The organism is Bacillus sp. TH25, assembly GCF_016650935.1.
GTDB classification, from domain to species: Bacteria; Bacillota; Bacilli; order Bacillales; family Bacillaceae_G; genus Bacillus_A; species Bacillus_A mycoides.
Genome location: NZ_JAEKEU010000008.1, coordinates 52082 through 76977, shown reverse-complemented (window position 1 = coordinate 76977; position 24896 = coordinate 52082). Strand labels below are relative to the sequence as shown.

Sequence of the window (24896 nt, the reverse complement as noted above, 5' to 3'; positions counted from 1 at the left end):
CGTTTATGAACGCACCATTGTGATAACATTCACTTTTCTAGGCAAAATTTACTCCCTTTTCAAGTTATCCCGCTATTCGCCGAGCAGTAAGACCCCACCTCAAATTCAGCGAAAGCAAAGAAGTTAGGTGGGGATCAACTGCCCGTAAATGCCCGATTGGTGAAGGCTAATAATCAGTGGGGATGAACAAAATCCCCACTGATTAAAGTTTCACTTTATCGTAAATCGATAAACCTATACATTCTGTAATTTTTAAATTCTGTATTATTTTACTATTGACAAAGAATTTTGTCCATGCTTTATCGGATTTATTTTCTAAGAATAATAGCTTAATAGCCTTCCATTAATAGAAGTCATCCCTCACTATGTAAGCTTTTATCACTAACAATAATTCCATCTTCATCTACATAAACATATTCATTCGGTTTCCATTCAACTTCACCAAATTGCACCGGAATATTTCTTTCTCCTTTTCCTTCTTTTATACTTCTATTTGGCATTGTCCCTAACGCTACAATACCAATATTAATATTTTTTAATTCACTAGAATCACGAACATACCCATTTACAATAATTCCTGCTAAGTTTCTTTCTTCCGCAATAGCTGCCAAATTATCACCGAGTAACGCACAATTTTTAGAAGCTCCGCCATCAACAACTAATACTGTACCTTCCGGCAGTGTTTGTAACCCCTCTTTTACTAGTACATTATCATCCTTCACTTTTACCGTTGCGATTTTCCCATAGAATTGTTTTTTCTTCCCGAAAGACCGAAAAGACTGGCGACATATTTGTAATTCCTTTTCAAATTCATCACATAGATCCGTAGTTTTCCACATCCCTTTCCCTCTTTTCTTTTCCTTTTATATTACATATTCTTGGATTTTTTTCGTTTCCCTGTCTAATGTTGCAATAATTTGTATGTGCGGTGAACTTCATATACAAATGAAGGAAAATAAAGCTTACCACTTGAAACTATTGCTTTAAGTAAAAAGCTTTATTATAATCTATTGCACTCCTATGAAAAACATTTATTCTAGCATAAACATAAGAAGGGATGGATCATAATGATCCATCCCTTCTGTCAAAGTATAATGTCACTAAAAATTCTTTGAAAATCTTAGTTCCAAATTTTATTTACCCATTCAGGATGATCAATAAAAGGATTACGATTATGTTGATATTTTGTAAAAATCACTTCATTACGCTTTCGCTCTAAATCATCTACCGGGTCTTGTTCATTCCATTTTAGTAAAACAGATAGTTTCCCCATGTATGGATCTTTGTTGTTATTCACCTTTTCATTTAGTTCTAAGTCTATTTCGCCGTTGTCTCCTTCGTAACGAACAGCCATGTAAAACAGCATTCTAGCGATATCTCCTTTTACACTATCACGAGGTTCCCAAGAATCACTATCATATTTACATTCTGTCGCTTCCGAATGATTCATACCACCATTATCAAAATCCAGATTTCCACGTGAACTATTTACAGATACATCTGTCGCTCTTAAATGATGCAGATCTGTTCCAGGTCCTGCAGCCGTTCCAAAATCACCGTGAGATTTTGCCCAAACATGCTCTCGGTTCCAGTTATCAACTCCTGAACCATTCGTAAATTTCCCTTGCGAACGCCCAGTATATAAGAGTAGCACATTGTTTTTATTATTTGGATCTTCATCAGTATCTCTTAGCGCTTCCCAAACCGCACTGTATGATATCTTTGTATGATTATCAATAACATTATGAAGTTCCTTCTTTAATTCTAAACCCGTTTTTCCTATAGCGTTATTATAATATGTATCGTCATAGTTTTTTACAGTAATCTCTTGTGCTGAAAACGTATCTACTTGTGGAGATGCAGAAACTACTTCACCATGTATGATATCTGTGAATGATAGAGATGCAGAACCTAAAATAAAAAATGATGATAGTGTAACCATAGCAAGTTTTGTGTTTCGGAACTTCATATACCCATTTCCCCTTTAAAATATAATTTGAAGCTATTAACTAAAAAATGCTTTCTAGCCCCCAAAAACTTTTAGAAAGCCATACCCATCCTTTTCTTTTTATTTAATACAAAACTCTATTGAGTCTGTATTATTTCCACACTTTTTGTTTATCTACTTTTCACAAGGAATATCCTTCTCTAGTAAAGATTATTAAAATATTCTTTACAATTAAAAAGTAGTTTAATGTTAACTTATAAATTTCAATTTTTTTATGCAATTATGCATATTTGATAAATCGTTCGACTTTTCTTTTTTCTATAACTGTCTTTATTTTTTGTGTAAAACCCTTCTTCCTCTGTAGAATAAGTACAAAAATAGATTGGATACCATGTAAGGCACCAATCTATTTTAATTAAAGAAACTTTGGTAATTCTGAGTTCACAACACATTGTGCAGTAATGATAACATTTTTATATTGAGACAGAACTACTACTATTTATTTGGTATCGAATCTATATACTTTTTAACTACTTCATATACATATTCTTGATTTGCCGCTGCTGTATTTGGATTGTATTTTCCGCCGTTTGTTTTATTGTTAGATAATACTCGAATTCCTAAGAATGGTACGTCATAAGCTTTGGCTATTTGCGCTGCGGCAGCGCCTTCCATTTCTTCTACAGATGTACCGTATTTTGTATGGAACCACTTAATTCTATCAACTTCATTATTCCAAACGTCTGCTGAACCAATAGTACCTTCCACCACTTTACCTTTTGTATATTTATCTTTCACTGCATTAGCTGCTGCAAGTAAATCCTTATCTCCCTCGTAGTATCGGATTTTCTCAGCATTTGGATCTTCTCCTGCACTTCCTTCAGAAGCCATCAGGTCCATAGATATCCATTTTGCCGGCTCAATCCCTTGGTTCTCATTCATATTTGTTGTTTTTAACGAACCTATATTCGCCACTTGTTTTCCTAAAACAATATCAAATACGTTTAAATTAGGATCATGTCCACCTGATGTTCCTTGGTTAATAATCGCTATAGGCTTATATTTTTCAATAGCCACTGCTGTAGCGGCTGCTGTATTTTCCATTCCTTTACCTGTTTTCGCAACGATTACAGGATAATTGTCTACAGTTCCTTTATAAAATACAAAACTCCCAGATTTTTCTTCTTTCACATTTTTTAACCTTTTTGCAAATTTTTCAGCTTCTATTGGCATTGGGCCTTGAATTAAGATAGGGTTTTGATTGCTTTTTGCCTCTGCTACTTGTTTTGGACTAGCATTACATCCTGCAAGTATTGAGAATGATAATACAACTGTAGTTGCTAGGGCACCATATTTTTTCAACAGATTGTTCTTCATAAATAATCTCTCCTCTTTCTCTTGTTGTTTTCTATACTCGAGGTTTTGGTCCAAAGAAAAAAGCTCTAGAAATTGTAGAAAAATCTCTACTTTCTAGAACTACGGTAGTCAAAGTTAATTAAGCACAAGATGAGGACAATGCAAAATTATAGATCGGTAGCGCTCAATACAGAAAGCGACCGAATACTTTAACCCGTAGTCCAGTTCTTTCATTGGGAACTAGGTAGAAACGCTCGGACCATATTACCGAGTATATACGAGTGATGTTATTTAAAATTATTATATGGATAATATAACAAACTATTAGTGAATATACAACGAAAATATGAACGTTTTTCATTAAACTTTAAATAAAGTTCGTTTTTAAAGGGTGTTTTAATAAAAAAACCATTTTAAAATGAATATTATTAAGAAAAAAACAAAAAAACATATACTAAACTATATTAGCTCACAACAACCGTTAGGAAACATACGTCCAAAATAAAAAGAAGCTCCAATAAGCTTATATTTAGGTCATAGATTTTATAGGGGTATCTCCTCATACCCATCAACTTAAGAAATACGCTCTTCCCAAAAACGCAAAAAATGAGCTGAATTCTCATAAATAACTGTAGAAATATAAAATTTTCGTTTTGAGGCTATATTAAAAACTTAGGTTGATGTGCATGGACGGTACACCTATTATGAATAATAGGTATGAAACATTTCAAAAAATAATAAAAAGAGCTGATTCAAAGTTTAGTTTAAATCCACTCTTTTTTAGTACTTTTATGCCGATATATCTTGTTTTTCTCACGGTGCAAATTGTTTTTCACTACGGTTTTCCATAAATATGAAACATAAAGATAGGTGCTGAACAAATGCAAATGATCAGAGTAGATTTAACAAAAATATTTTATGAAGCAAGCGAAGATAAATTTTTATCAGGAGTAATACCTGTCTGGTAAGTGTAGCGTTTATAAAAGAGACTCGCCGTACATGGGACGAGCCCTTAAAATACAATCCTGCTAGAAATTTTCGCGCTATATTCTCTTTTATTTATGGTAGTTGATTCACAATATTTTCTAAAAATTTGTCTACCTTTTCTTTTGATGTATCCGGTGTATGATAACCAATCGTAAATGTAAGTCTTCCATTATAAGAGCTTGCACCCATTGAAAAGAATGGCGCATACATAATGGGTGCCGTCATATACCCACCCTCAGCTTGAACTTCACCAAACTGAATAGGTTCATCACCGATCACCCCGAAATTTGTCAGTAATGGCAACGCCATCCCCATCTGTAAAGCCTGTTCGTATTGCCGACTATACATTTCCTTCACCACAGATAGCTTCATACCTGCCAGTATCTCCATTCCTGCTGCTGAAGAAAGACCTGGATTTTGAGACTTTATTTTATCCATTGATTGTTTAACTCGAACAAGAGTCTGATGAAATGTTTCATCGTCTTCCATTTTAATCACTGGCATTTCCATGCCGGATAAGTTGCAAATAGCACCAGTTGTATAATTAGGCAGATATCGACGTAAATCAATTGTCAAACCGATCATTTTTTCTGCGGTGCGAGGTTCTGCATACACAGTGAAATGTGATAAAGATCGGAAGTATGCAGTCATGATTACATCATTCAAGGTAGCCTGTTGTGCTTTTGTCCATCGGGTTAGACGTAGAGATTGCTCATGGCTCAACCTCCGTACGGACATTTGGGGGGATTTATTTTTGTTGGGTTGAGATGGAAAAGACCATAACGATGCCTGTTGTTCTTGGTTAGGACGATACGCATTTTTTATCTCCGATATTCCAGCATATTTGAATACATGTGATTGATCTCGAAAACCCTCATTTCCCTCACCAAACTCCCTTATAATTTGATTCTTAGATTGTCCCAAGGAAAGTTGAGTATAAATTGCTCCAAGCAAATTAATATATTCCTTGACCCCTGCACCATCTGAACATAGATGAGATAATTTCACAACTAACATGTCTGTTGTAGTGCCTCGTAATAATTTTGTTTGAACCATAGGCCCCTGAATACGATCACCAGGTTCCTTAATAAAATCTATTGCCATTATTTCAAGTTCTTGATCATTTCCTTCTGTAAAAAGGCAAATAGGTGAGTTAGTGGCAGATGAATGTTCCTCCCAGTAAGGAATATCATTTTCTACAAACCGGCTGTTCAAAACCGGCTGCAATTGTAACGTTATCCTTACTGATTGTTCAAGTATTTCCTTTGATATACCTACAGGAAAATAAAGAACTGCATTAATTTGTTGATCTGCAGCATAAAGACCTAATAAATAATTCATTCGATCTTGAGGTGTTACTGAAAACTTTCTTTGTTCCATAATTTCGTCCCCCTTTTAAGACTTTTTGTCGTATAACCTTATTCTCCATATGGTTGTAACTTTTCTAGTCACTTTTCTTCAAGAACAAATAATTCTTATTTTTTGTTTTTTTACGGAAGCATCTTTTCCGTACTGACCCCATTCTTTTCGCGGCTCTTTGTAGGTGATATACCCATTATTTCATTATTATTAACCCTTCCTATCTCTCCCTGTAAAATCAAACAAATGTTTATTCGGTTTATATATATGCAAACATTTTATAATAGTGTTTGGAAAATATCAATAAAAAGTAAATCTTTTTTATGTCTGTTAATAAAAAACAATAATATAATACGTTCAGGTGTTACTTCATACTAAAAGGTTGATGGGCATGGAGGACCACCAACCTTTTATCATATTTCTTTAGATGTTTTTATTCATTATTATTAAACTGAATATTCAATCTTTATTTATTTCATTCATTATGTAAATAAAAAAGGATAATCCGCCCTCATAATGGACTAACTATCCTATAAATTATTATCTGAATTTAATAAAACTAGAACTTCTTTCCCTATGTATATTTACTTCGTTACTTCACCAAACTGCGCTCTCGTCACTTTCGCTAAATCATCCACTTTAAGCTCAATTTGTGCACCAATTTTCCCGCCGCTTACAATGATTGTTTCAAGTGATTGGGCGCTCTCATCAATACATGTAGAAAATAGCTTCTTCATCCCTACTGGTGAACAACCGCCGCGAATATACCCTGACACTTTCGTAATATCTTTAACAGGAATCATTTCAATCTTCTTTTCACTTACCGCTTTTGCCGCTGCTTTTAAATTTAGTTCCTCATCTACCGGAATAATAAACACATGATAATCCTTACTATTCCCTTGAGCGATAAGTGTTTTATATACTTCTCTCACTTCTCGTCCAATTTTATCCGCTACTGATACGCCATCAATTTTCCCATCGTTTGGATCGTATGACATCATGGAATATTCAATTTTTTCTTTATCTAATATTCGCATCGCATTTGTTTTATCTTTTTTCATGAGGATCTCCTTAAAAGTTAGTTCATATCATTAAGTTTTCTTTTATTATACACTCTTTTCAATTTCTCCTACATAACTTCACGTATTATCCAAAACTGAAAATATTGATATTTCCAAATTCATCTGATATAATTTGGAAAAACTTATGTTAAGGAGAGATTTTTAATGCGAACTTTTAATACGTCTTTCCAACTTCATCATCATACGTAACGCCGTGTATCCGAAGAAAAATTTTTCTTCGTGGGTACAGGGCTTTTCCTGTTGACCCACGAAGCGTTCATAAAGCTATGTGGGTATTTTTATACCCGCATAGCTTTTTTTAATTTAAAAGAGGAGTGATTATGGTGGAAATGAAAAATGTAAAAGGGACAAAAGACTATTTACCAGAGGAACAAGTACTGCGAAATAAAATTAAAAGAGCATGTGAAGATACGTTTGAACGTTATGGCTGTAAACCGTTAGAGACACCAACGTTAAATATGTATGAGCTTATGTCTTACAAGTACGGTGGTGGCGATGAAATTTTAAAAGAAATATATACACTTAAGGATCAAGGAAAACGCGATCTTGCCTTACGTTATGATTTAACAATTCCATTCGCAAAAGTCGTGGCGATGAATCCGAACATCCGCCTACCCTTTAAACGCTATGAAATTGGGAAAGTATTTCGAGATGGGCCAATTAAACAAGGAAGATTCCGTGAGTTCATTCAATGTGACGTTGATATAGTCGGTGTAGAATCAGTCATGGCGGAAGCTGAACTCATGAGCATGGCGTTTGAGCTGTTCCGAACGTTAAACTTAGAAGTAACGATCCAATATAATAACCGAAAATTGTTAAACGGTATTCTCCAGTCTATTAACATCCCTACTGAACTAACGAGTGACGTAATTTTATCATTGGATAAAATCGAAAAGATTGGGATTGATGGTGTACGAAAAGATGTATTGGAGCGCGGGATTACTGTAGAAATGGCCGATACAATATGTAATACTGTTTTATCTTGCCTAAAACTTACTATTGCCGACTTTAAAGAAACTTTCAATAATCCACTTGTTGACGATGGAGTAAACGAATTGCAACAATTACAGCAATACTTACTCGCTCTCGGAATAAATGAAAATACGATATTCAATCCGTTTTTAGCAAGAGGACTCACAATGTATACAGGCACTGTGTATGAAATCTTTCTAAAAGATGGCACGATTACATCTAGTATCGGTAGCGGTGGTCGTTACGATAATATTATCGGAGCCTTCCGTGGTGATAATATGAGCTATCCAACTGTAGGGATTTCATTCGGTTTAGATGTCATTTATGCAGCTCTATCACAGAAATCAACAACATCATCTACAGCGGATCTTTTTATCATTCCACTCGGGACAGAATTACAATGTTTACAAATCGCCCAGCAATTGCGTTCTACTACTTCCTTAAAAATCGAACTTGAACTAGCTGGACGTAAATTGAAACGTGCCCTTAATTATGCAAATAAAGAAAATATCCCGTATGTGCTAATAATTGGTGAAGAGGAACTATCTACAGAAACAGTTGTATTGCGTAATATGAAGGAAGGTACTGAAGTGAAGATTTCCCTCTCTTCCTTGGAAAATAACACATTTAATAACTATATATAATAAGCGCCACCCTCATTTGGGTGGTTTTTCTAGTGCATAAATAAAGAGTCATTTAGTTTACATAATATAATTATTGATTTCTATAAATGTGATTTTCAACCATATACAAAAAAAGAGGGCAGATATGCATCTCCCTCTTTTTTCTAACTCTTTTTATTATTATTCTTGTTCTTGCTCGTCCATAATCTTCTCGAACGCCGCAGATACTTTTTCAAATTCCTCGTCATTCTCTATGTATGAGAATTCATTATCTTCTTCTACTTTTAAAAAGAAGATATCAATGTCTTCCTCAGTTTCTGTTTGAATGTCTTCTACAAAGGCAACCGCAATGTATTCTGCACCTTCGACATCCATCGCTCCAAGCACTTCAACTTCCTGTTCTTCATTATTCTCATCGGTAAGACTAAAAATTTCGCCTACTTCAATTGCTTCCATATTCATTCTCCTCCTATCATACTCTAAAAAATAAAACGTTCAAATTGCACACTTACTAACATATCTTTCCATAAAAAAGTTGAATTCATACAGAAAGAGCAACAAATTCTTGCTGATTCAGCAAAAGTATTCAACTATAAGGATATCATTTATGAATAGGAATGAACATATTTTAAATGAGATAATTGGATTAATTAATTTAAAATCCTTCTTTAGATTTCCGAAAGACCTCCATGTTCCATAATGATTCTTTCATATAGGCAGCTGGAATGCCACCTTTCAATCTGTAAGTAAATACTAAAATAGCACCTCCTATCCTGATTCCTTTCCGTACGTTTTTAGGATGAGAGATAAATCCTTCTATATAAACTAAAGAGACTTATGCAGCAATTCCAATACATCTTTCATCGCAAAAGGCCCATCTTTTTTCACATGCTCAGCGAATTCCGAAACGAGACGTAACGTTTTCACACTTTCGATTGGATGCTCTCCTGACGCACTTTCAGCAGAAAGCATAACAGCATTCGTCCCGTCCAATACAGCTTGAAATACATCTGTCACCTCAGCTCTTGTAGGAATAGAATGATCTACCATAGATTGAAGCATTTGTGTCGCTGTAATGACATATGTATTCGTTCGATTGCACTCACGAATCATCATTTTTTGCAAAAGCGGAATAAATTGATACGGCAATTCCACACCTAAATCTCCCCTTGCGATCATAATGCCATCCGCTTCTTTGCATATGTCTTGAAAATTCTCGATTGCTTCCATCGTTTCTATTTTTGCAATTAAATTAGGAGATGTTTCTTTATGTTCATGTATAAAACTTCGTATTTCCTTTATATGACTAGGTTTTCGAACGAAAGAACACGCAATAAAATCAACTTCCTCTTCTAGAAGAAATTGAATATCTTTTTTATCTTTCTCCGTAATAGCTGGCAAACTAACAATTGTACCTGGTAAGTTCACCCCTTTATGAGAGGAAATATTGCCACCTGTTTTTATTCTTGTTTCTATTTTTTCCGAACTTATCTTTTCAACGATTAACTCAACTTCTCCATCATTAATAAGAATTCTACTTCCAACTTTCACGTCATTCGCGATCCCTACATAATCAACACTTGCCTCTTCTTTATTCCCTTGAACTGGATTGGTATGTAAAGTAAATAACTCCCCTGCTTCAAGTGTAATTTGTTCCTCTTTCATTTCACCCAATCTTATTTTAGGACCTTGTACATCCCCTAGAATTTTAATAGAATCGTCTAACGATTTTACTAAACGAATGATGTCTTTATGACTTTCATGCGTACCATGTGATAAATTTAACCGAACAATTTTCATACCATTGTTTATTAACTGCGCTAACGTTTCTTCATTATTACTCGCTGGCCCAATTGTACAAACTCGATCAATTGTCATGTCCCCACCATCCTTTTTTAAATGTTTCCCATAAAATAAAGAGAAGATTCTTTTTATAGGAAAGACCGTGTAACTAAGGGTGCAAAGAGGTTTTATATGAAGAGAATATTTTGCTGAAGAAATAGCTTTAATTTAACTTTTTGTGCCCCACATTTTGACTCAATCGTTATTGTTAGTTTCGTTGCAATGGGGTACTACTAATAATGAATCTTGTTTACATACGAACGTTAGATTGGGATATCGAAAACGACCTATGGAGGAACCACAATGACTACTCTTCGAAAAAAAATAATGGGACTAACATTAGCGGGAACGGTAGCACTATTTACATTAGCAACAGGAATCATAATGAACGATAACGAGGTAAAAGCTGAGACGAAAAAAGCAGGAAAGCAACCTAAAAATGTGATTTTCATGGTTATAGATGGGACAAGTTCTTCTGCTACAACATTAACCCGGTGGTATAAAGGTTCACCTCTTGCACTAGATCAAATTGTATCCGGAGGTGTTCGTACATACTCAGCAGAATCGGCTATTACGGACTCTGCACCAGCAGCCACAGCTTTAGCGACAGGAAATAAATCAAATTCAGGCTACGTGGGCGTATTACCTTCTGTTGTGAATTCACCTGGCTTAGAACCAGTGAAAGAAGAATGCAAGTTTCGTCCAGTTGCCAACGTCTTAGAAGGCGCAAAACGTTCCGGCCGCGCGACAGGAATCATTGCTACATCAGAAATTCAACATGCTACTCCGGCTAGTTTCTCTGCCCACCACGTTAACCGTAAAGATTTCGAAGTACTTGGTGAACAGCAAGTGTATCAAAATATAGAAGTTGTATTAGGTGGTGGAAAGGCAGCACTTCAGCCTACGACAAGCAACGGAATTCGTAAAGACAACGAAGATTTAGTAAAAGTAATTCGAGGAAAAGGGTACGACTTTGTCGAAACAAAAGATGCGTTATTAAACTCCAAATCAAAGAAGATCTGGGGTTCTTTCTCTAATACTGCCCTTGCGTTCGATATGGATCGTAGAATAACCAATCCTAAGCAACCAACTCTTTCCCAGATGACGAGAAAAGCAATTCAAACATTATCAAAAGATAAAGATGGTTTTTTCTTATTCGTAGAAGGTAGTAAGGCAGATTGGGCAGCACATGCAAATGACCCAATCGGGATGATTAGCGATGTATTGGCATTTGATGATGCAGTTACAGAAGCATTAGAATTTGCGAAGAAAGACGGTAACACTATGGTCATTGCTTTAGCGGATCATGGTAATAGCGGTATTTCCATTGGCAACAGCAATACCACAAAAGGATATGATACTACACCAGTATCAGCTTACATTGCCCCACTGAAAAAGGCAAAAATGACACTTGAAGGTGCTACAAATAAACTAAAAGATGATTTATCTAATATAAAAGAGGTCGCTGCTCTTTACGGTTTAGACGACCTAACTGATAATGAAAGAGAAAAGTTAAACGCTGCACAAAAGAAAACTGATGTAGGTCCGATCCTTACTAAATTATTGGCCAACCGGGCGAACATCGGTTTTACAACTGGTGGTCATACGGGTGAAGATGTATTCTTATACTCTTACGGTCCTCAAAAGCCATACGGTTTAGTCCAAAATACAGACATTGCGAAAATAATGGCCAAAGCAATGGGCTTTCAATTAGGAGAATTATCTAAGAAATTATTCTTAGATGCTGAAACATCCTTTAAACAAATTGGTGCAACTGTAACGATTGACAAAAAAGATGTACGAAACCCGGTGCTTGTAGTAAAACGCAATAATACGGAGGCCAAATTGTTTGTTAATAAAAACATTATCTATATTGGTGGGAAAGATTATGAATTAGGAGGCATCGTTGTAGAAAGCAACGGGAAATTCTATGTACCTGAAAAAGCACTTCAACTATTCACAAAGCATTCTCGCTAAATTTAAAAACAGACATAAAAAAACGCTATCCTTTCTATAGAAAGGGTAGCGTTTTTTTCGTTATATGGATACAAATTTATCTTATTAAATCCATTCAACAATAGTATCCATAGTTTGTCTTGTTTTATTAAATTTTGGTTCTCCTTTACGGTATCCAAATGCAACCATAACTGATACCTCAAGATTATCATCTTTTAAAATTCCTTCTTGACGAAGTAAAGAATCTACTTTTTCTTTATCGAATCCTTCCATTGGACAAGAATCAATACCGATTTGAGCTGCACTAGTCATCATATTAGCTAAAGCAATATAAGATTGCTTTGATGACCAATCAAATACAGCACGTTCGGAGTCTAACAATTTAAAATCCGATTCTTGGAATTTTTTGAAGAATTCATATCTCATTTGTTGGGCTTCTTCAGGCAATCCAATAATATCTTTCATCATGTGCTGAATATACTCTGCATCATAGTGCATATCTTTGATGTTTCTTGAAAGAACAATGACAAAATGACTTGCTGTTGAAAGTTGCCCACCTGCTCCCCATGAATATGGTAATAGTTTTTCTCTTAATTCTTTATTTTGTACCACAATAAATTTCCAAGGCTCATATCCAAAAGAAGAAGGAGATAATCTTCCTGTTTCTAAAATAAATTTAAAATCATCTTCTGAAATTTTCTTCATAGGATCGAACTCTTTACATGCATGCCTAAAATTAAAAGCCTCCATAATTTTTTGTTTTGTACTTTGTGTTGTGTTAGTCATAAAAAATCCTCTTTTCATTAAATTATTTCTTAACTAAATTATATTTTTTAAACAACGATGATACAAGTACGCACATTTTTGTGTTATAGTATCAAAAAATATACCATTGTTAAAGAGGTGCCTTTTTATGATAAATTCAAATGAAAATAATATAAATTGTTCATTTTTAAATAAATATTCTTGTCCAATAGAATCTACCGTCGAGGTTATTGGCGGAAAGTGGAAAGGGGTTATTCTTTATCATTTATTAGATGGTAAGAAGCGATTTAATGAATTAAAAAGATTAAATACTAATATCACCCAAAGAATGTTAACACTTCAACTTAGAGAACTCGAAGCAGATGGCATCATACATCGTGAGGTATATCGTGAGGTACCTCCTAAAGTAGAATATTCATTAACAGAACTTGGAGAGTCACTACGTCCAATTATCCTATTAATGAAGGAATGGGCGACTAATAATATGGAGAAGGTTTTGGAAAACAGAAATAACACTAAATAATATTTTAAACCTGTAATTAGCCATTACAAACAACTCAAAAAAGATTGCCTTATTTAACTTTTTGGCAATATGTTGCGTTATTTGTAAATTATTGATTACTTTTGTAAAACACGATATTTATCTATTAATTTATTCATCTTAATTGGTTATTATGTATTTGAGAGCAAATTTCAATTAAAAACCATAAGGAGTGTTTATCTCGAAAAAATTCTTAGCTATCCCTGTAATTGCTGCATCTCTTATCGGCTTAGGTCAAACTTCAACATTCGCGGCAACCGAAGAAACAAAGGTAAGTCCTGCAAGTACTGAGTCTAATCAAGTGCAACTTCCACCAGTTCAATATGCTTTAGAGGCTAATGAAGAGTTCGCTTTTTACGGTTCAGGAATTTACAAATTTCACCATGAAGGCGGGAAGGATCTAAGAGTTTTCCTTAAAAATATTGGTAATGAAACTTTCAGTTATGATTTATATAATTCTAAAGGTGGATGGTTATCAAACGGAAAGTTAACACCTGGACAACAAACTATTAATGAATTTAGTACTGAGTGGTCTGATTGGCTTCCTAATGGTAAATACCAGATTGTATTTAAAAATAACAGTGGTGCATTTTCTAAAGTCAAAATTGCTGCAAGAGCACTAGACGAGTTTGAAAAATAGTACTTTTGGAATAATATTACCGATTGGAGCAGTTAGCTTTTGCTAGCTGCTCTTTTATTCTTTTCGTATTGTTGCTGCCATAAAGTATGGAGGACCATTCTTTCCATATTTCATTACCTCGTCAATATCCTGCAATTGTTGGATACCTTCCTCATCGTTACGATCACCAGGAATAATAATTGATGTGCAATATAATGGTGTAACTGACTCCTCATCATATGGCGACTCTTCAGCGAGATAAAACTGAGCTACCATTGGAAGTTCTTCTCTTTTACAGATTTCAAGAATCTGCTGCATTAACGGTGCATTTTCCTCATCATAAATTTTCTCTTTATCGTACATATCAATCCATTCCCCTTTTCTACAAAATAAAATTTTTGTAGAAAATAATGAACTTTAAAAACTACTAAATTGCAAATATAAATACAAGGGAGCATTTTATATGACTTCCTATTAAAGAATATCTTTAATAGTTATCACTCTTTTTTATCATTGTGATGTTCCTTTCAAATGAAGTCTTTATTTCTTAACACCCAACGAGAATGTACAACAAACTAAAAAGGCCTACTCACACGAGTAGGCTTTTGAAACTATGAAAGCTTCGTTAATAATTGATTTAAATCTTTTTTCGTTTTCGTCGTTAATGACTTCATTTTATTAACATCAATCTTTTCTTTCTCCGCTCCTACAATTAGCGGATACATACTTTGGCCAATTGTTTTATATTCAGTCGGATGCGATGCTTCTAACTCTTTTTCAATGCCATCCCACTTCTCATTAATTTGTTTTCCAAGTTTATTAACTGTTTCTAATTTAGGATTTGCAGCTAATTGCTTGTCTAAGCTTTCAATTAATGTAACGACTTCTTTTACATTTGTTTTCACAGCTACGCTTTTCTTCGGATCTTTCGTTGTTTTTCCACTTGACGTTTGGTCTGTCGTTTTCCCGCTAGTTGATTGATCTGTTGTTTTCCCGCTAGTAGTTTGATCATTCGTTTTTCCTGTTGTTTCTTTTTCTTTTGTTGTTTTTCCGTTACTTTCTGTTCCTGATGATTCCTTTGTATTTTTTGCATCCTTATCTGTTTTTTCATTCGAAGAAGTATTTGTGTCTTTTTCAGTATCTTTCGTTGTTTTTGACGCTTCATCTGCACTTGTCGTTTTCGATTGCTCTTCATTTTGCGCTGTTGCTGGATCCTTCTTCGCTTCATCTTTATCTGTGAAGGTACTACAAGCTGCCATTGAAAGCATTGTACCAATTGCTACTGATGCGATAGCGACCTTTTTCATTTTCATATAAATCCCCCTATGTTTATATAATTTATCCCGCATTAACGGGCAGTAAGACTCCCACCTCAGAAGTCGGATAGTGCAAGGAAGTTAGGTGCGAGATCAACTGCCCGTAAACGCCCGATTGGTGAAGGCTAATAATCAGTGGGGGATAAACACCCCCTCACTAATTAAAGTTTCACTTTATCCTCCTCTTTACGATTCTATTTCCCCTTAAAAAATCCCTTTTCATACGAATCACCATCTTTCCGACAGTAATCTTCATAATAATACGTACAAAAAACGATAAATTTATTTTAATATTCGAGTTTTTTCTACTACATTTTCCTCCTCTGTAGCAAAAGAAAAAGAGTATGTTGTCACATGAAGATTTACAATCTACAAATGACAACATACTCCCCTATCAATTTTTTATCTTTCTTGACATTTTATTTATAAAAAAAACAAAATAATTACTAATTTTTTTATTTCTCAACACTTGTTAACATAATATTTTTATAAATAACCACCGTTCGAATGAATGACTTGCCCAGTAACCCACTTCGCCTCTTCACTTACTAAAAAAGCAATTAAACGTGCCGCATCCACCGATTCTCCAACTCTACCTTGCGGGAATTTCCATACTAAATGATGCTGTAATTCCTCTGTAATCCATCCTGTATTCGTCGGTCCTGGATCAACAGCATTGACTGTAATCCCCTTCTCCATAGCTACTGGTGCAACTGACTTAGTAAATGCTTCTATTGCTCCCTTTGTCGCTACATATGCCAGTTCATCTGGCATTGGCGCTAGTGACTGCCCAGAAGTAAGATTGATAATACTACCACTTGTTTTGAGTGAAAAATGTTTCATAAATAATGAACTTAATAGTATAGGAGCACGAACATTAACCGTATAATGTTTATCTAGCTGTTCTACATCTAACTCTTCAATTTTCGTAGGAGTAGAATACGCCGCATTATTAATAAGAATAGATGGATCACCTAAACGTTCTGATACCATAAACAATACACGATTAGGCGAATAAGACTGCGATAAGTTGATTTCTGCCATTTCACATCGAACGCCGTAACTTTCAATTTCCTTTTTCAACAAAAAGGGCTCTTGATCATTCATTCCCCATGGCATCGCTTTATCATACCGAGGCCAGTACGTGAAAAAGACGTCTATCCCCTTTTGAGCAAGCACCTTGCATACAGCTGCACCAATTCCATTCAGACGAGTTGCCCCTGTTACAATTGCTATTTTCCTCACCTTTTCTCCTCCATCTATACGTAGATCCTCTGCACGAATACAGAGGATCTACCTTCTTATTGAATATTTGACAATATACGCTCAGCGCCTAATTTTAAAATTTTAATAAAGATATAATTTACAATCGTAAACATTACAAATAAAACGATAAACATAATCCAAAGTCCTACTTGAAGGAAGAAGTATAATACACTTACACCCGCTACAATAACTAAAGCTATTAAAATATTAGCTAAAAAATTCCACAAAGTTGTATATCGACTTTTAAATAATTTCTGTTCTGTATCCCAATGAATATCTGCAGTTTGTGCATCCCAGCGTGTACCTATTAAATTAATTAACAATAAACCGTTCGCACTTAGTAAGAACCAAAGTATCATGAAGACTGGCGAAATACCTGCTACAACTGCCATCGTAATACCGAATACTGCTAAAATGACCACATTAATTAACCAAGCAGTTATTGCTTTCGCAAAAAAGATATCCGAAGCCTTTACTGGTAAGTAACGATTCACAAACCAAGAGCTTCCATCTCGTGAGAATGACGTTGTTGCAATAACGTTACTCCCCATTAAAAATAAGGATGCACAAAGGCCAACACCAATTGCGAAACCTGCTGATTCTGGATTATCAATATACCCTGTAATCCATTTCAAATTTCCATCTTGTACAAACAAAACAAAGAACAGCATAATTGGCATAACGAAAGTTTGCACAATACAATTTAAGAAAAATTGTGGCGTGCGGAATAACGTTTTAAATTCTTTTTTCACATATGCTTTTAAATGAGAACTTTGTACCGTTGATTTCTGTAAACCTTCTGCTGAAATTACCTCTTTCTTTGCTGTACTCGTTGAAAGTCCAATAACTCCTTTCAAATATGTACGCTCTGCAATGTAGTAAAACAGCGCGAAAAATGCGATAGAAATAAGAATGTATATTAGTACGTATAATATTCCCTTCCACGATGCATTTTCTACTAATCCCATTGCACCAAAATATGTTGTCGGAAAATAATTTGTCATTTGTATGAAAAGGGAGGATTGATTATTTGTAAGATAATTCGCAACTGAATCTCCAGCTCCAGATACTGCACTTTTATTTCTCCATTGCATAAATACATTGATTCCGACGATAAATAGTATACTTACGATTCCAATAAATATACTTCCTCGATCTTTATTTTTCGCTATATTCGTATACCTCATAATAATTGTCATAATTAACGAAGCTAAAACTAGCGGAATGATCGGGAAGAATAAGTAAATGACAATCATATAAATGTAATATGTAATGAAAGCACCACTCTTTAAACCGTAAGTAATAAAGATAGGCAATAAAATAAACGAGCTCATTACGTATTGTGTAATTAACACTGTAAAGAACTTTGCCGAAATAATTTGCGCTGGTTTTAATGGTAACGGTAGCAACATTTCAACATCATTACTATAGTAAAACACTGTTAAAATGTTCATAATACTCATCAAAAATACCCATATACTAGCAACTGCTAATCCCATCGCAATAACAATTCCTGGATCCTGTCCGAGGTGTATCATTCCTTCATATATTCCATGGGTCATCGAACCGAATATTAAAAAACCTACAAATAAAATGGCTGCAAATGAAAATAAATACGCCCATCTTTTCTTTTTATCTGTTATGAAATCTGCATAATTTAATTTCAATAATACCTTCGTTAACGTCCAAATTTTACTCATTTCCCGTCATCTCCAAGAACATTTTTTCAAGTGATTCATTGGATTCAAAATGGTCTCTCATTTCATTTAAATTCCCTTTAAACTGAAGATTTCCCTTATTAATAATCGCGACGCGGTCACATATTTTTTCAGCTACTTCTAATACGTGTGTCGAGAAAAATACAATCTTCCCTTTATCTGCATGTTCTCTCATCATTTCTTTTAAAATATAGGCAGATTTCGGATCAAGCCCTGTTAACGGTTCATCTAAAATCCACACATCTGGTTCATGTACGAGCACACCGATAATAACAATCTTTTGTCTCATACCGTGTGAATAACTTTGAATTTGATCAGATAAAGCATTGTACAGATCAAACTTCTTCGCTAATGACTCTATTCGTTCTTGTCTTACTTCCTTCGGTACTTCATACATATCAGCCATAAAGTTTAAATATTCAATCCCTTTTAAGCGTAAAAACATATCCGGGCTATCTGGAACATAGCCAAATGTTTTCTTCGCTTCCATCGGATTTTTCATAATATCTTTACCGTTGATTGTAATGGTTCCTTTGTCCACCCCATGAATACCAGTAATCATCTTAATTGTCGTTGATTTACCCGCACCATTCGGTCCTAAAAACCCAAAGATTTCTCCGCTCGGTACAGATAAACTTAAATCTTTTACTGCATAGTTAGATCCATTATAACTTTTTGACACATTCAAAATTTCGATCATTACATCCAATCCTTTCCTTAATTACCAATTAACTATATTAACATTATAGCATACTTATATTTTTAGATTTTTATATTTTTCAGTTTTTTCAACCTTTAAAATAAATATAAATTCCTAATCCAACGATTAAAACAACGGCTAGTATTATATAAATCATCGTAAGTCGTTTAATATTTCCTGTTGTCGCTTTACTATAATTCGCATCACCATTTCGCCCAATTAACACCGTTCCAATTACAGTAATAACTACAAGTAATATAACAATCATTATCCCAGTTAACATTTCTTCCTCCCCCTCCTTACATCCATTTTACGATATTTCCCTTTTTATTTTACAGAATATTTAACCTTTTTTGCTATTATTATGAAATAAATCGTAAAACTATTATTACTATGAATTTCCATATGTGATATATTTATAACATATAGTGATTTATCCCGCATTAACTGACAGTAAGACTCCCACCTCAAAATTCGGCTGGAGCAAAGAAGTTAGGTGGGAGCCCTGCTGCCCGTAAACGCCCGATTGGTGAAGGCTAATAATCAGTGGGGGATGAACACCCCCCACTGATTAAAGTTTCACTTTATTTCTAACATCGAAAGGAGAATCTATCATGAAAACGACTTGGATAAAATATTTAGGATTTCTCGGTTTCTTTGGGTTTCTCGGATTTTTTTATGAAAAAGGATTGTTTACTATGTTCTGTTTTTTCTCCTTTTTCACGACGTATAGAAAAGTTCATCATGATGAGCTTTTTGAACAAATTGTCAATAAATCGTGCCGAAATGCATTCATTATTATAATATTAACAACAGCTATCATTATCTTTATTGAAATGTTATTTCCGAATCCTACACTACAAGAGATTGATATTGCTCTTATTTTCAGCACACTCATTCTTACATTCGGATTCTCTATGTTCTTTTACGATAAACCAGTTGATGAAATGGAAGATGCACCATGGCGTTCGTAACGAAGATAAAAGAATATCGTGCCAAAGTACATATGACGCAGGAAGATTTAGCGAAAAAAGTTGGTGTACGTCGTGAAACGATTAGCCATCTCGAAAAAGGAAAGTATAACCCTTCCTTACAGCTTGCTCATGATATAGCGAGAGCACTTCATAGTACGATTGATGAGGTTTTTATTTTTGAGGATTAATAAAGGGCACCAAGTTTAATATATAATACTGAATCTAAAGTAATTAAAGATATACTAGACGACGCATGTTGTTTAACAATGTAGTTTTAAGGTGTATCAACACTTTGCTTGATACGCCTATTTTTTATGGTTTTTATCACTACATTCACCAAAGCGACCAGTATGTTGCAACGAAAATACCGTACTTTTTCCAGAACCACATAAAAAATACCAGTATTCTTTCCATGAAGAATACCAGTACTTCTCATTTATCCCACTATTTACGGGCAATAAGACCCCCACTGATTAAAGTTTCACTTTATCACCCATACAAAACCGCATGAAATACGCCTAACAGTAAGTATTGATCCTCTATATAATCCTCATCATATACATTCATCTCGATGTAATACATATCTTCCTCAAGACGAATATTCCAATCTGCGATTACATAGCCCTTTCGTAATAGCTTTCCAATCCCAAGTGAATTTTTGTGAACAACATATTCTTCTGTCTTATATGTAAAGGTAAATAAGAAATTTGCATCCAATAACTTTCCGTCACATACCATTATTTCATGCTCTACATCATCATTATCGATGTACGTTACTAAAATCTTTCTTTGGCGCCGCCTACTTACATCCTTTGCGATGATGCGAATATTATCCTTACTATCCTTTATTTCGTAATTGATATTACTACCAACTTTCGGAATGAAGTCTAGCACTTTCATCAACGCATTTTTATAATAACCCCGTACTACGCCTTCATGTTTGCTTCCATTGTAAACCTCTATCGGCGTCATGTCCGCTTTACTTTCACACAGTCGTTTGTAAGAAAGCTGCATCATTCGCTCTCCTCTTAAGTACTGATCAAACGTCACAGGATATTCTATCACACGCAGTTCCTTATTTAGCTCATACAAATAGCGTTGAACGCTCTCTACTAATGTTGTAGTAGGTATACGCTCCTGAAGTTCAAATTCTTGCCAACTGGAAGAAATCCTCCACTGATCGTCCTCTTCATAGAAGAAACCAAGAATTACCTCATCACGGTCAGTCGTTTCATAATTCATATGTACGTTCTGCCCGTGTTGAACTTGTTCCATCCACTGTCCTAAATAAATGCCCAGCTCTGCGACCTTCATGCATGACTTCTGAAGAAGTACTCTGTCACCCACACAAATCGTTAAATCCCCTTCGATAAAGCCATTTGCATAAGCAACATACCGTGGCTCATCCTTCTTTGGAATAGCCTTGTCTAACTCAAGTAAAAACGTTAACATCCTTCACTCACCTCTAGTTGTTACACAGCTCATACATGACATCGCATCACTCTGAGAAACTATGTATATATAAATATTTAATTATCGCATTATAACACGTGAATGACCTTAGTATAGTAGCGCTATTTTTGCTTCGCGAACTCCCTCATAATAGAATAACTATCCTTTTATTATTTTTTTCTTGACTTAGAGTTCACTCTAATTATTATAATCAACTCATAGTTCATTCACAATAAAATCAATTGGATAAAATTCAGGAGGGATCGGAAAAGCTAAAATCAAAAGTGGCTGACATTAACGCAGACCTGAATGTTGTCATTCGAACCTTTGATTTATCTGTTAATACAATTGTACATTAAGGTACTAATCAATTAAAAACCTACGATTTCCTGTACGTTAAGAAGTCAGTGATTCTTGCCTTATTTTACTTTCTCTTAATAGTCGTAAAGCTTCTATAATTTATTTAGTACATATAAGACGGAATCATAAAATCAGCAAATTAGAAAATAAAACAGGATGGGAGTCAGTTATTATGGAGCAATCAAATACAGCGTTTAGCCAGGCATTAGTAAAATCGTTAAGAGGAGAACGAGGACATCTTCCCATCAAGAATGCTTTGTCGGATATAGACGTGGCGCTTGCGGGAAAACGCAGAGAGGAACTGCCTTATTCTATTTATCAATTAGTGAAACACATGACCTATTGGCAAGATTTTCTCTTATTATCCGCTCAGGGGAAGAAGCCTGCATTGCCTGCCCATGTAAAAGAGAGCTGGCCTGAAGAAGAATTCCCTGGCAGTGAGGAAGAGTGGCAACAGATTATTCAGTATTTTCTTCAAGGGATTGAACAGGCATGCACGATCGCCCAAACTGTTCAATTGGACAAAACATTGGAGGAATGGCCTGGTGAAACCCCTGGCGGTGTTCTACGGAATATTGCATCTCATAACTCCTACCATTTAGGAGAAATTGTGCTGATTCGCAGATTATTTAGTGCTTGGCCACCGCCAACAGGCGGATATCCGGTCTAAACAAGGAAAGGGTTCCACCCCATGCCCATTAACTTAAGATTTTGAATTACACCCAAAACGAAATTTTTACCACTTTACAGTTATTTATGAGAATTAAATCCATTTTTTTCATTACTGGGGAACAAATATTTTTTAAACTTGATGGAGATAGGGTATAAAAATACAAATTTCATCTCCGAAAAAATAAAAAAAACGATTGCTTGGATCCTAAGAGGCAATCGTTTTTTTAGCTGTTTGTAATGACCAATTACAAACAGCTAAATATATTATTTAGTGTTATTTCTGTTTTCCAAAACCTTCTCCACATTAATCCTCAATTTCAATTCCAGCTTGTTTAAATGGTTCTAATTTTATCTCTGTTTTCTTTCAGTAAAATTGTTTTGACTTGGTGCCATCTTTTTTGTCTCATATCTTAGTATATGAAATTATATGCACGATTTTCAAATACATCTACCGTAACTTACAATATATCAACTATTCGACAAATCTTAACAAGATTAAAATGAGACTACCTTTTCTTCCGCCACTTCCACAATTTCTAAAATTTGTAGCAGACTCTCCACTTCATAAGTCGGCTTAACACTCGTCGTATTCTCTTTTAAACTCGGATTATACCAACACGTATCAATACCGTAATCTTCTCCGCCTTTCATATCAGAAGTTAGCGAATCTCCAACCATTAGTACACTTGATTTATCAGTAATCCCAAACTTCTCAAAAGCATAATCAAAAATCTCACGCGCTGGTTTTTGATGGCCGACTTCTTCAGAAATAATAATATGATCAAAGAAGTTACATAAAGGCGAATTTCCAATTCTAGATTGTTGCACTTTTGTATATCCATTCGTAATGATACCTAACTTGCAATCTTGAAGGTTCTCACATAATTGCACTGCACCATCTATAAGATGTACTTCTTTTCCTAAGTTTTCAAGGTATACGTCACTAAAATGCTGCGCGTCTACTTCTATATTATGAAGAGCAAATAATTGTCTAAATCGATCTACCGCTAATTCACTTAGCGTAATCATTTTATTCTCTAAATCTCTCCATAATCCATTACTAATCTCTTTATAACTTGCAAGATAATCATTATACCCTGTAGGCATGCCAAATTGTACAAACACGTTATGTAATGCGTTTCTTTCTGTTTCAGGGAAATCTAATAATGTATCGTCTACGTCGAATAGTATTACTTTGTATTTCATGATGTTCGCCTCAATTCCTAATTTAAAAACTTCATTCTCATAGCTTAATTATAAGCTTATATATATTTCATTATAAAGTGCTTTAACCCGCTCTTTATAGAATACACCTTTATCTTCTATTTTCAAATGTGCTATAAATAAGTTTGCAAGCATGACTGCTGTATCTAACCTATAAAATAAACTAACAATATGCGGGGTAGCGTTAAAGATACTATCATTCTTATATCCCTCTTCAAATTCTTCCCAATTCACCTCATTCGTTTCAGCTATTCTCATAAGCTCCAATAATGGATGACCAATTAGAGCGTTATCCCAATCCACTATCGCTTTAATTTCTCCATTATATCCAATTAAATTGGCTGGTCGAATGTCCATATGCAATAAACTCTTTACATGATCAGCTGTACTAAGAATATGTTCAATTGTTTTTGTCTCTGGAAGTTTAATTCCACAGTTCGTAATTGTATTAAAACCTTCTATCCGTTTCACAATGCGTTCCGCTATATACTTACTAATCGGCTCTCTAATGTTCTGCTCATATTGTAAACCATCGATTGGTATACTATGAAGCTCACTAACTAACTTCCCTATTTTACATGCAGAAATTGGCATATGATCAGTAGATACATAATCCGATATTAAAAAATCAAGTTCGGCAGAAAGATGCAATCCATGTATCTTTGGCACTGGAATACCTTTTGAATAACAAAACTTAGAAAGCTCTGTTTCCTTTTGCAATGAAATCCGACTATTAAATAAATCTTCATTTATATTTTCTACTGCTCTTTCCCACGGCACTCGAAAAGCTAAAGCTCCCTTTTCTGAATCTCCGCGAAAAACAATATTTTGCACTCCCGTTCCAATCACCTTTAAATCCTGAACAGCTAGTTCCTTATAATCTTGACTTAGTATTGTTGCTAGCTTTCCTCTTAACCCCTCTGCTTTTAAACGTGTATGAATCATTTTATCCCCCAATTCGTAAGTTCTTTTCATCCATTTTCTCCCCGGTGCACAACAATCCTCATAAACAAAATTATAGCAACAATAATAAAAGGAGGCTAATCCAAATCAGCCTCCCTCCTCGTTATTTATCCCGCATTAACGGGCAGTAAGACCCCCACCTCAAAATTCAGCTGGAACAAAGAAGTGAGGTGGGAATCGGACTGCCCGTAAACGCCCGAT

General features: G+C 34.8%; 24 protein-coding genes and 1 riboswitch. Of the genes, 7 read left to right on the top strand and 17 right to left on the bottom strand.

The genetic code is table 11. The features are described 5' to 3' along the window. Window positions 1-353 precede the first annotated feature (353 nt). The 5 genes from rraA to ybaK form a co-directional block, all read right to left on the bottom strand. Window positions 354-839: a ribonuclease E activity regulator RraA gene (gene rraA, locus JFT89_RS03355; protein ID WP_016096641.1), complete on the bottom strand. Its 486-nt coding sequence runs from the start codon at window positions 837-839 to the stop codon at window positions 354-356. Window positions 840-1120: 281 nt separating this feature from the next. Beyond that, on the bottom strand, window positions 1121-1969 hold the full coding sequence (locus JFT89_RS03350; protein WP_002110882.1) for an endonuclease I family protein: 849 nt from the start codon (window positions 1967-1969) through the stop codon (window positions 1121-1123). A gap of 474 nt (window positions 1970-2443) precedes the next feature. Beyond that, window positions 2444-3325: a 5'-methylthioadenosine/S-adenosylhomocysteine nucleosidase gene (locus JFT89_RS03345; protein ID WP_201039438.1), complete on the bottom strand. Its 882-nt coding sequence runs from the start codon at window positions 3323-3325 to the stop codon at window positions 2444-2446. 176 nt (window positions 3326-3501) lie between these two features. After that, window positions 3502-3605: riboswitch (purine riboswitch) on the bottom strand. 758 nt (window positions 3606-4363) lie between these two features. After that, on the bottom strand, window positions 4364-5671 hold the full coding sequence (locus JFT89_RS03340; protein ID WP_002066093.1) for a condensation domain-containing protein: 1308 nt from the start codon (window positions 5669-5671) through the stop codon (window positions 4364-4366). A gap of 563 nt (window positions 5672-6234) precedes the next feature. Then, window positions 6235-6711, bottom strand: a complete 477-nt coding sequence (gene ybaK / locus JFT89_RS03335; RefSeq protein WP_002066092.1) for a Cys-tRNA(Pro) deacylase — start codon at window positions 6709-6711, stop codon at window positions 6235-6237. Window positions 6712-7052: 341 nt separating this feature from the next. On the opposite strand from ybaK, the gene JFT89_RS03330 reads away from it, so the two are divergent. Further along, entirely contained in the window at window positions 7053-8348 is a 1296-nt protein-coding gene (locus JFT89_RS03330) for a histidine--tRNA ligase (RefSeq protein ID WP_207197170.1), read from the top strand. Between the two features lie 159 nt (window positions 8349-8507). On the opposite strand, the gene JFT89_RS03325 is transcribed toward JFT89_RS03330, so the two are convergent. Next, complete coding sequence (locus JFT89_RS03325) at window positions 8508-8789, bottom strand: DUF1292 domain-containing protein (RefSeq protein ID WP_002013967.1); 282 nt, start codon at window positions 8787-8789, stop codon at window positions 8508-8510. A 363-nt stretch (window positions 8790-9152) separates the two neighbouring features. After that, window positions 9153-10205 carry a pyruvate kinase gene (locus tag JFT89_RS03320; protein ID WP_016096646.1) on the bottom strand — a complete coding sequence of 351 codons (1053 nt, stop codon included), beginning with the start codon at window positions 10203-10205 and terminating at the stop codon, window positions 9153-9155. Window positions 10206-10472: 267 nt separating this feature from the next. Here JFT89_RS03320 and JFT89_RS03315 point away from each other — a divergent pair, with 267 nt between their 5' ends. Beyond that, complete coding sequence (locus JFT89_RS03315) at window positions 10473-12146, top strand: alkaline phosphatase (RefSeq protein WP_201039437.1); 1674 nt, start codon at window positions 10473-10475, stop codon at window positions 12144-12146. A gap of 84 nt (window positions 12147-12230) precedes the next feature. Here JFT89_RS03315 and JFT89_RS03310 read toward each other — a convergent pair whose 3' ends face one another. Next, the gene (locus JFT89_RS03310; protein WP_078205017.1) at window positions 12231-12911 is read right to left on the bottom strand and encodes an NAD(P)H-dependent oxidoreductase; all 681 of its coding nucleotides are present in this window, start codon (window positions 12909-12911) and stop codon (window positions 12231-12233) included. A 127-nt stretch (window positions 12912-13038) separates the two neighbouring features. Between JFT89_RS03310 and JFT89_RS03305 the strand changes: the two genes are divergently transcribed. Continuing rightward, a complete protein-coding gene (locus JFT89_RS03305) occupies window positions 13039-13413 on the top strand; it encodes a winged helix-turn-helix transcriptional regulator (RefSeq protein WP_063217596.1) in 375 nt (124 codons plus the stop codon). Between the two features lie 190 nt (window positions 13414-13603). After that, window positions 13604-14071, top strand: coding sequence for a hypothetical protein (locus JFT89_RS03300; RefSeq protein WP_002066086.1), 468 nt, complete (start codon window positions 13604-13606; stop codon window positions 14069-14071). Window positions 14072-14125: 54 nt separating this feature from the next. Here the strand turns inward: JFT89_RS03300 and JFT89_RS03295 are convergent, their stop codons facing one another. From JFT89_RS03295 to JFT89_RS03270, 6 genes are all read right to left on the bottom strand, one after another. Next, window positions 14126-14413: a hypothetical protein gene (locus tag JFT89_RS03295; protein WP_002066085.1), complete on the bottom strand. Its 288-nt coding sequence runs from the start codon at window positions 14411-14413 to the stop codon at window positions 14126-14128. A 248-nt stretch (window positions 14414-14661) separates the two neighbouring features. Continuing rightward, window positions 14662-15363 carry a hypothetical protein gene (locus tag JFT89_RS03290; RefSeq protein ID WP_201039436.1) on the bottom strand — a complete coding sequence of 234 codons (702 nt, stop codon included), beginning with the start codon at window positions 15361-15363 and terminating at the stop codon, window positions 14662-14664. A 489-nt stretch (window positions 15364-15852) separates the two neighbouring features. After that, window positions 15853-16611, bottom strand: a complete 759-nt coding sequence (locus JFT89_RS03285; RefSeq protein WP_201039435.1) for an SDR family oxidoreductase — start codon at window positions 16609-16611, stop codon at window positions 15853-15855. Between the two features lie 56 nt (window positions 16612-16667). Further along, window positions 16668-18332: a putative ABC transporter permease subunit gene (locus JFT89_RS03280; protein ID WP_002137314.1), complete on the bottom strand. Its 1665-nt coding sequence runs from the start codon at window positions 18330-18332 to the stop codon at window positions 16668-16670. Continuing rightward, entirely contained in the window at window positions 18325-19050 is a 726-nt protein-coding gene (locus JFT89_RS03275) for an ABC transporter ATP-binding protein (protein ID WP_002066081.1), read from the bottom strand. The genes JFT89_RS03280 and JFT89_RS03275 overlap by 8 nt, the downstream gene beginning before the upstream one ends. Window positions 19051-19138: 88 nt before the next feature. Beyond that, complete coding sequence (locus tag JFT89_RS03270; protein ID WP_002066080.1) at window positions 19139-19333, bottom strand: hypothetical protein; 195 nt, start codon at window positions 19331-19333, stop codon at window positions 19139-19141. Between the two features lie 331 nt (window positions 19334-19664). Here JFT89_RS03270 and JFT89_RS03265 point away from each other — a divergent pair, with 331 nt between their 5' ends. After that, window positions 19665-20024, top strand: a complete 360-nt coding sequence (locus tag JFT89_RS03265) for a DUF2178 domain-containing protein (protein WP_016096653.1) — start codon at window positions 19665-19667, stop codon at window positions 20022-20024. Then, window positions 20012-20212 carry a helix-turn-helix transcriptional regulator gene (locus JFT89_RS03260; RefSeq protein ID WP_002084410.1) on the top strand — a complete coding sequence of 67 codons (201 nt, stop codon included), beginning with the start codon at window positions 20012-20014 and terminating at the stop codon, window positions 20210-20212. Before JFT89_RS03265 ends, JFT89_RS03260 begins: the two co-directional genes overlap by 13 nt. A 301-nt stretch (window positions 20213-20513) precedes the next feature. Here JFT89_RS03260 and JFT89_RS03255 read toward each other — a convergent pair whose 3' ends face one another. After that, window positions 20514-21476, bottom strand: a complete 963-nt coding sequence (locus JFT89_RS03255; RefSeq protein ID WP_201039434.1) for a tubby C-terminal domain-like protein — start codon at window positions 21474-21476, stop codon at window positions 20514-20516. Window positions 21477-22008: 532 nt separating this feature from the next. On the opposite strand from JFT89_RS03255, the gene JFT89_RS03250 reads away from it, so the two are divergent. Further along, window positions 22009-22506, top strand: coding sequence for a DinB family protein (locus JFT89_RS03250; protein WP_016096655.1), 498 nt, complete (start codon window positions 22009-22011; stop codon window positions 22504-22506). A 497-nt stretch (window positions 22507-23003) separates the two neighbouring features. Here JFT89_RS03250 and JFT89_RS03245 read toward each other — a convergent pair whose 3' ends face one another. Next, complete coding sequence (locus JFT89_RS03245) at window positions 23004-23714, bottom strand: YjjG family noncanonical pyrimidine nucleotidase (RefSeq protein ID WP_002066378.1); 711 nt, start codon at window positions 23712-23714, stop codon at window positions 23004-23006. A gap of 48 nt (window positions 23715-23762) precedes the next feature. Then, on the bottom strand, window positions 23763-24707 hold the full coding sequence (locus tag JFT89_RS03240) for a phosphotransferase family protein (protein ID WP_201039433.1): 945 nt from the start codon (window positions 24705-24707) through the stop codon (window positions 23763-23765). Between the last annotated feature and the right edge of the window lie 189 nt (window positions 24708-24896).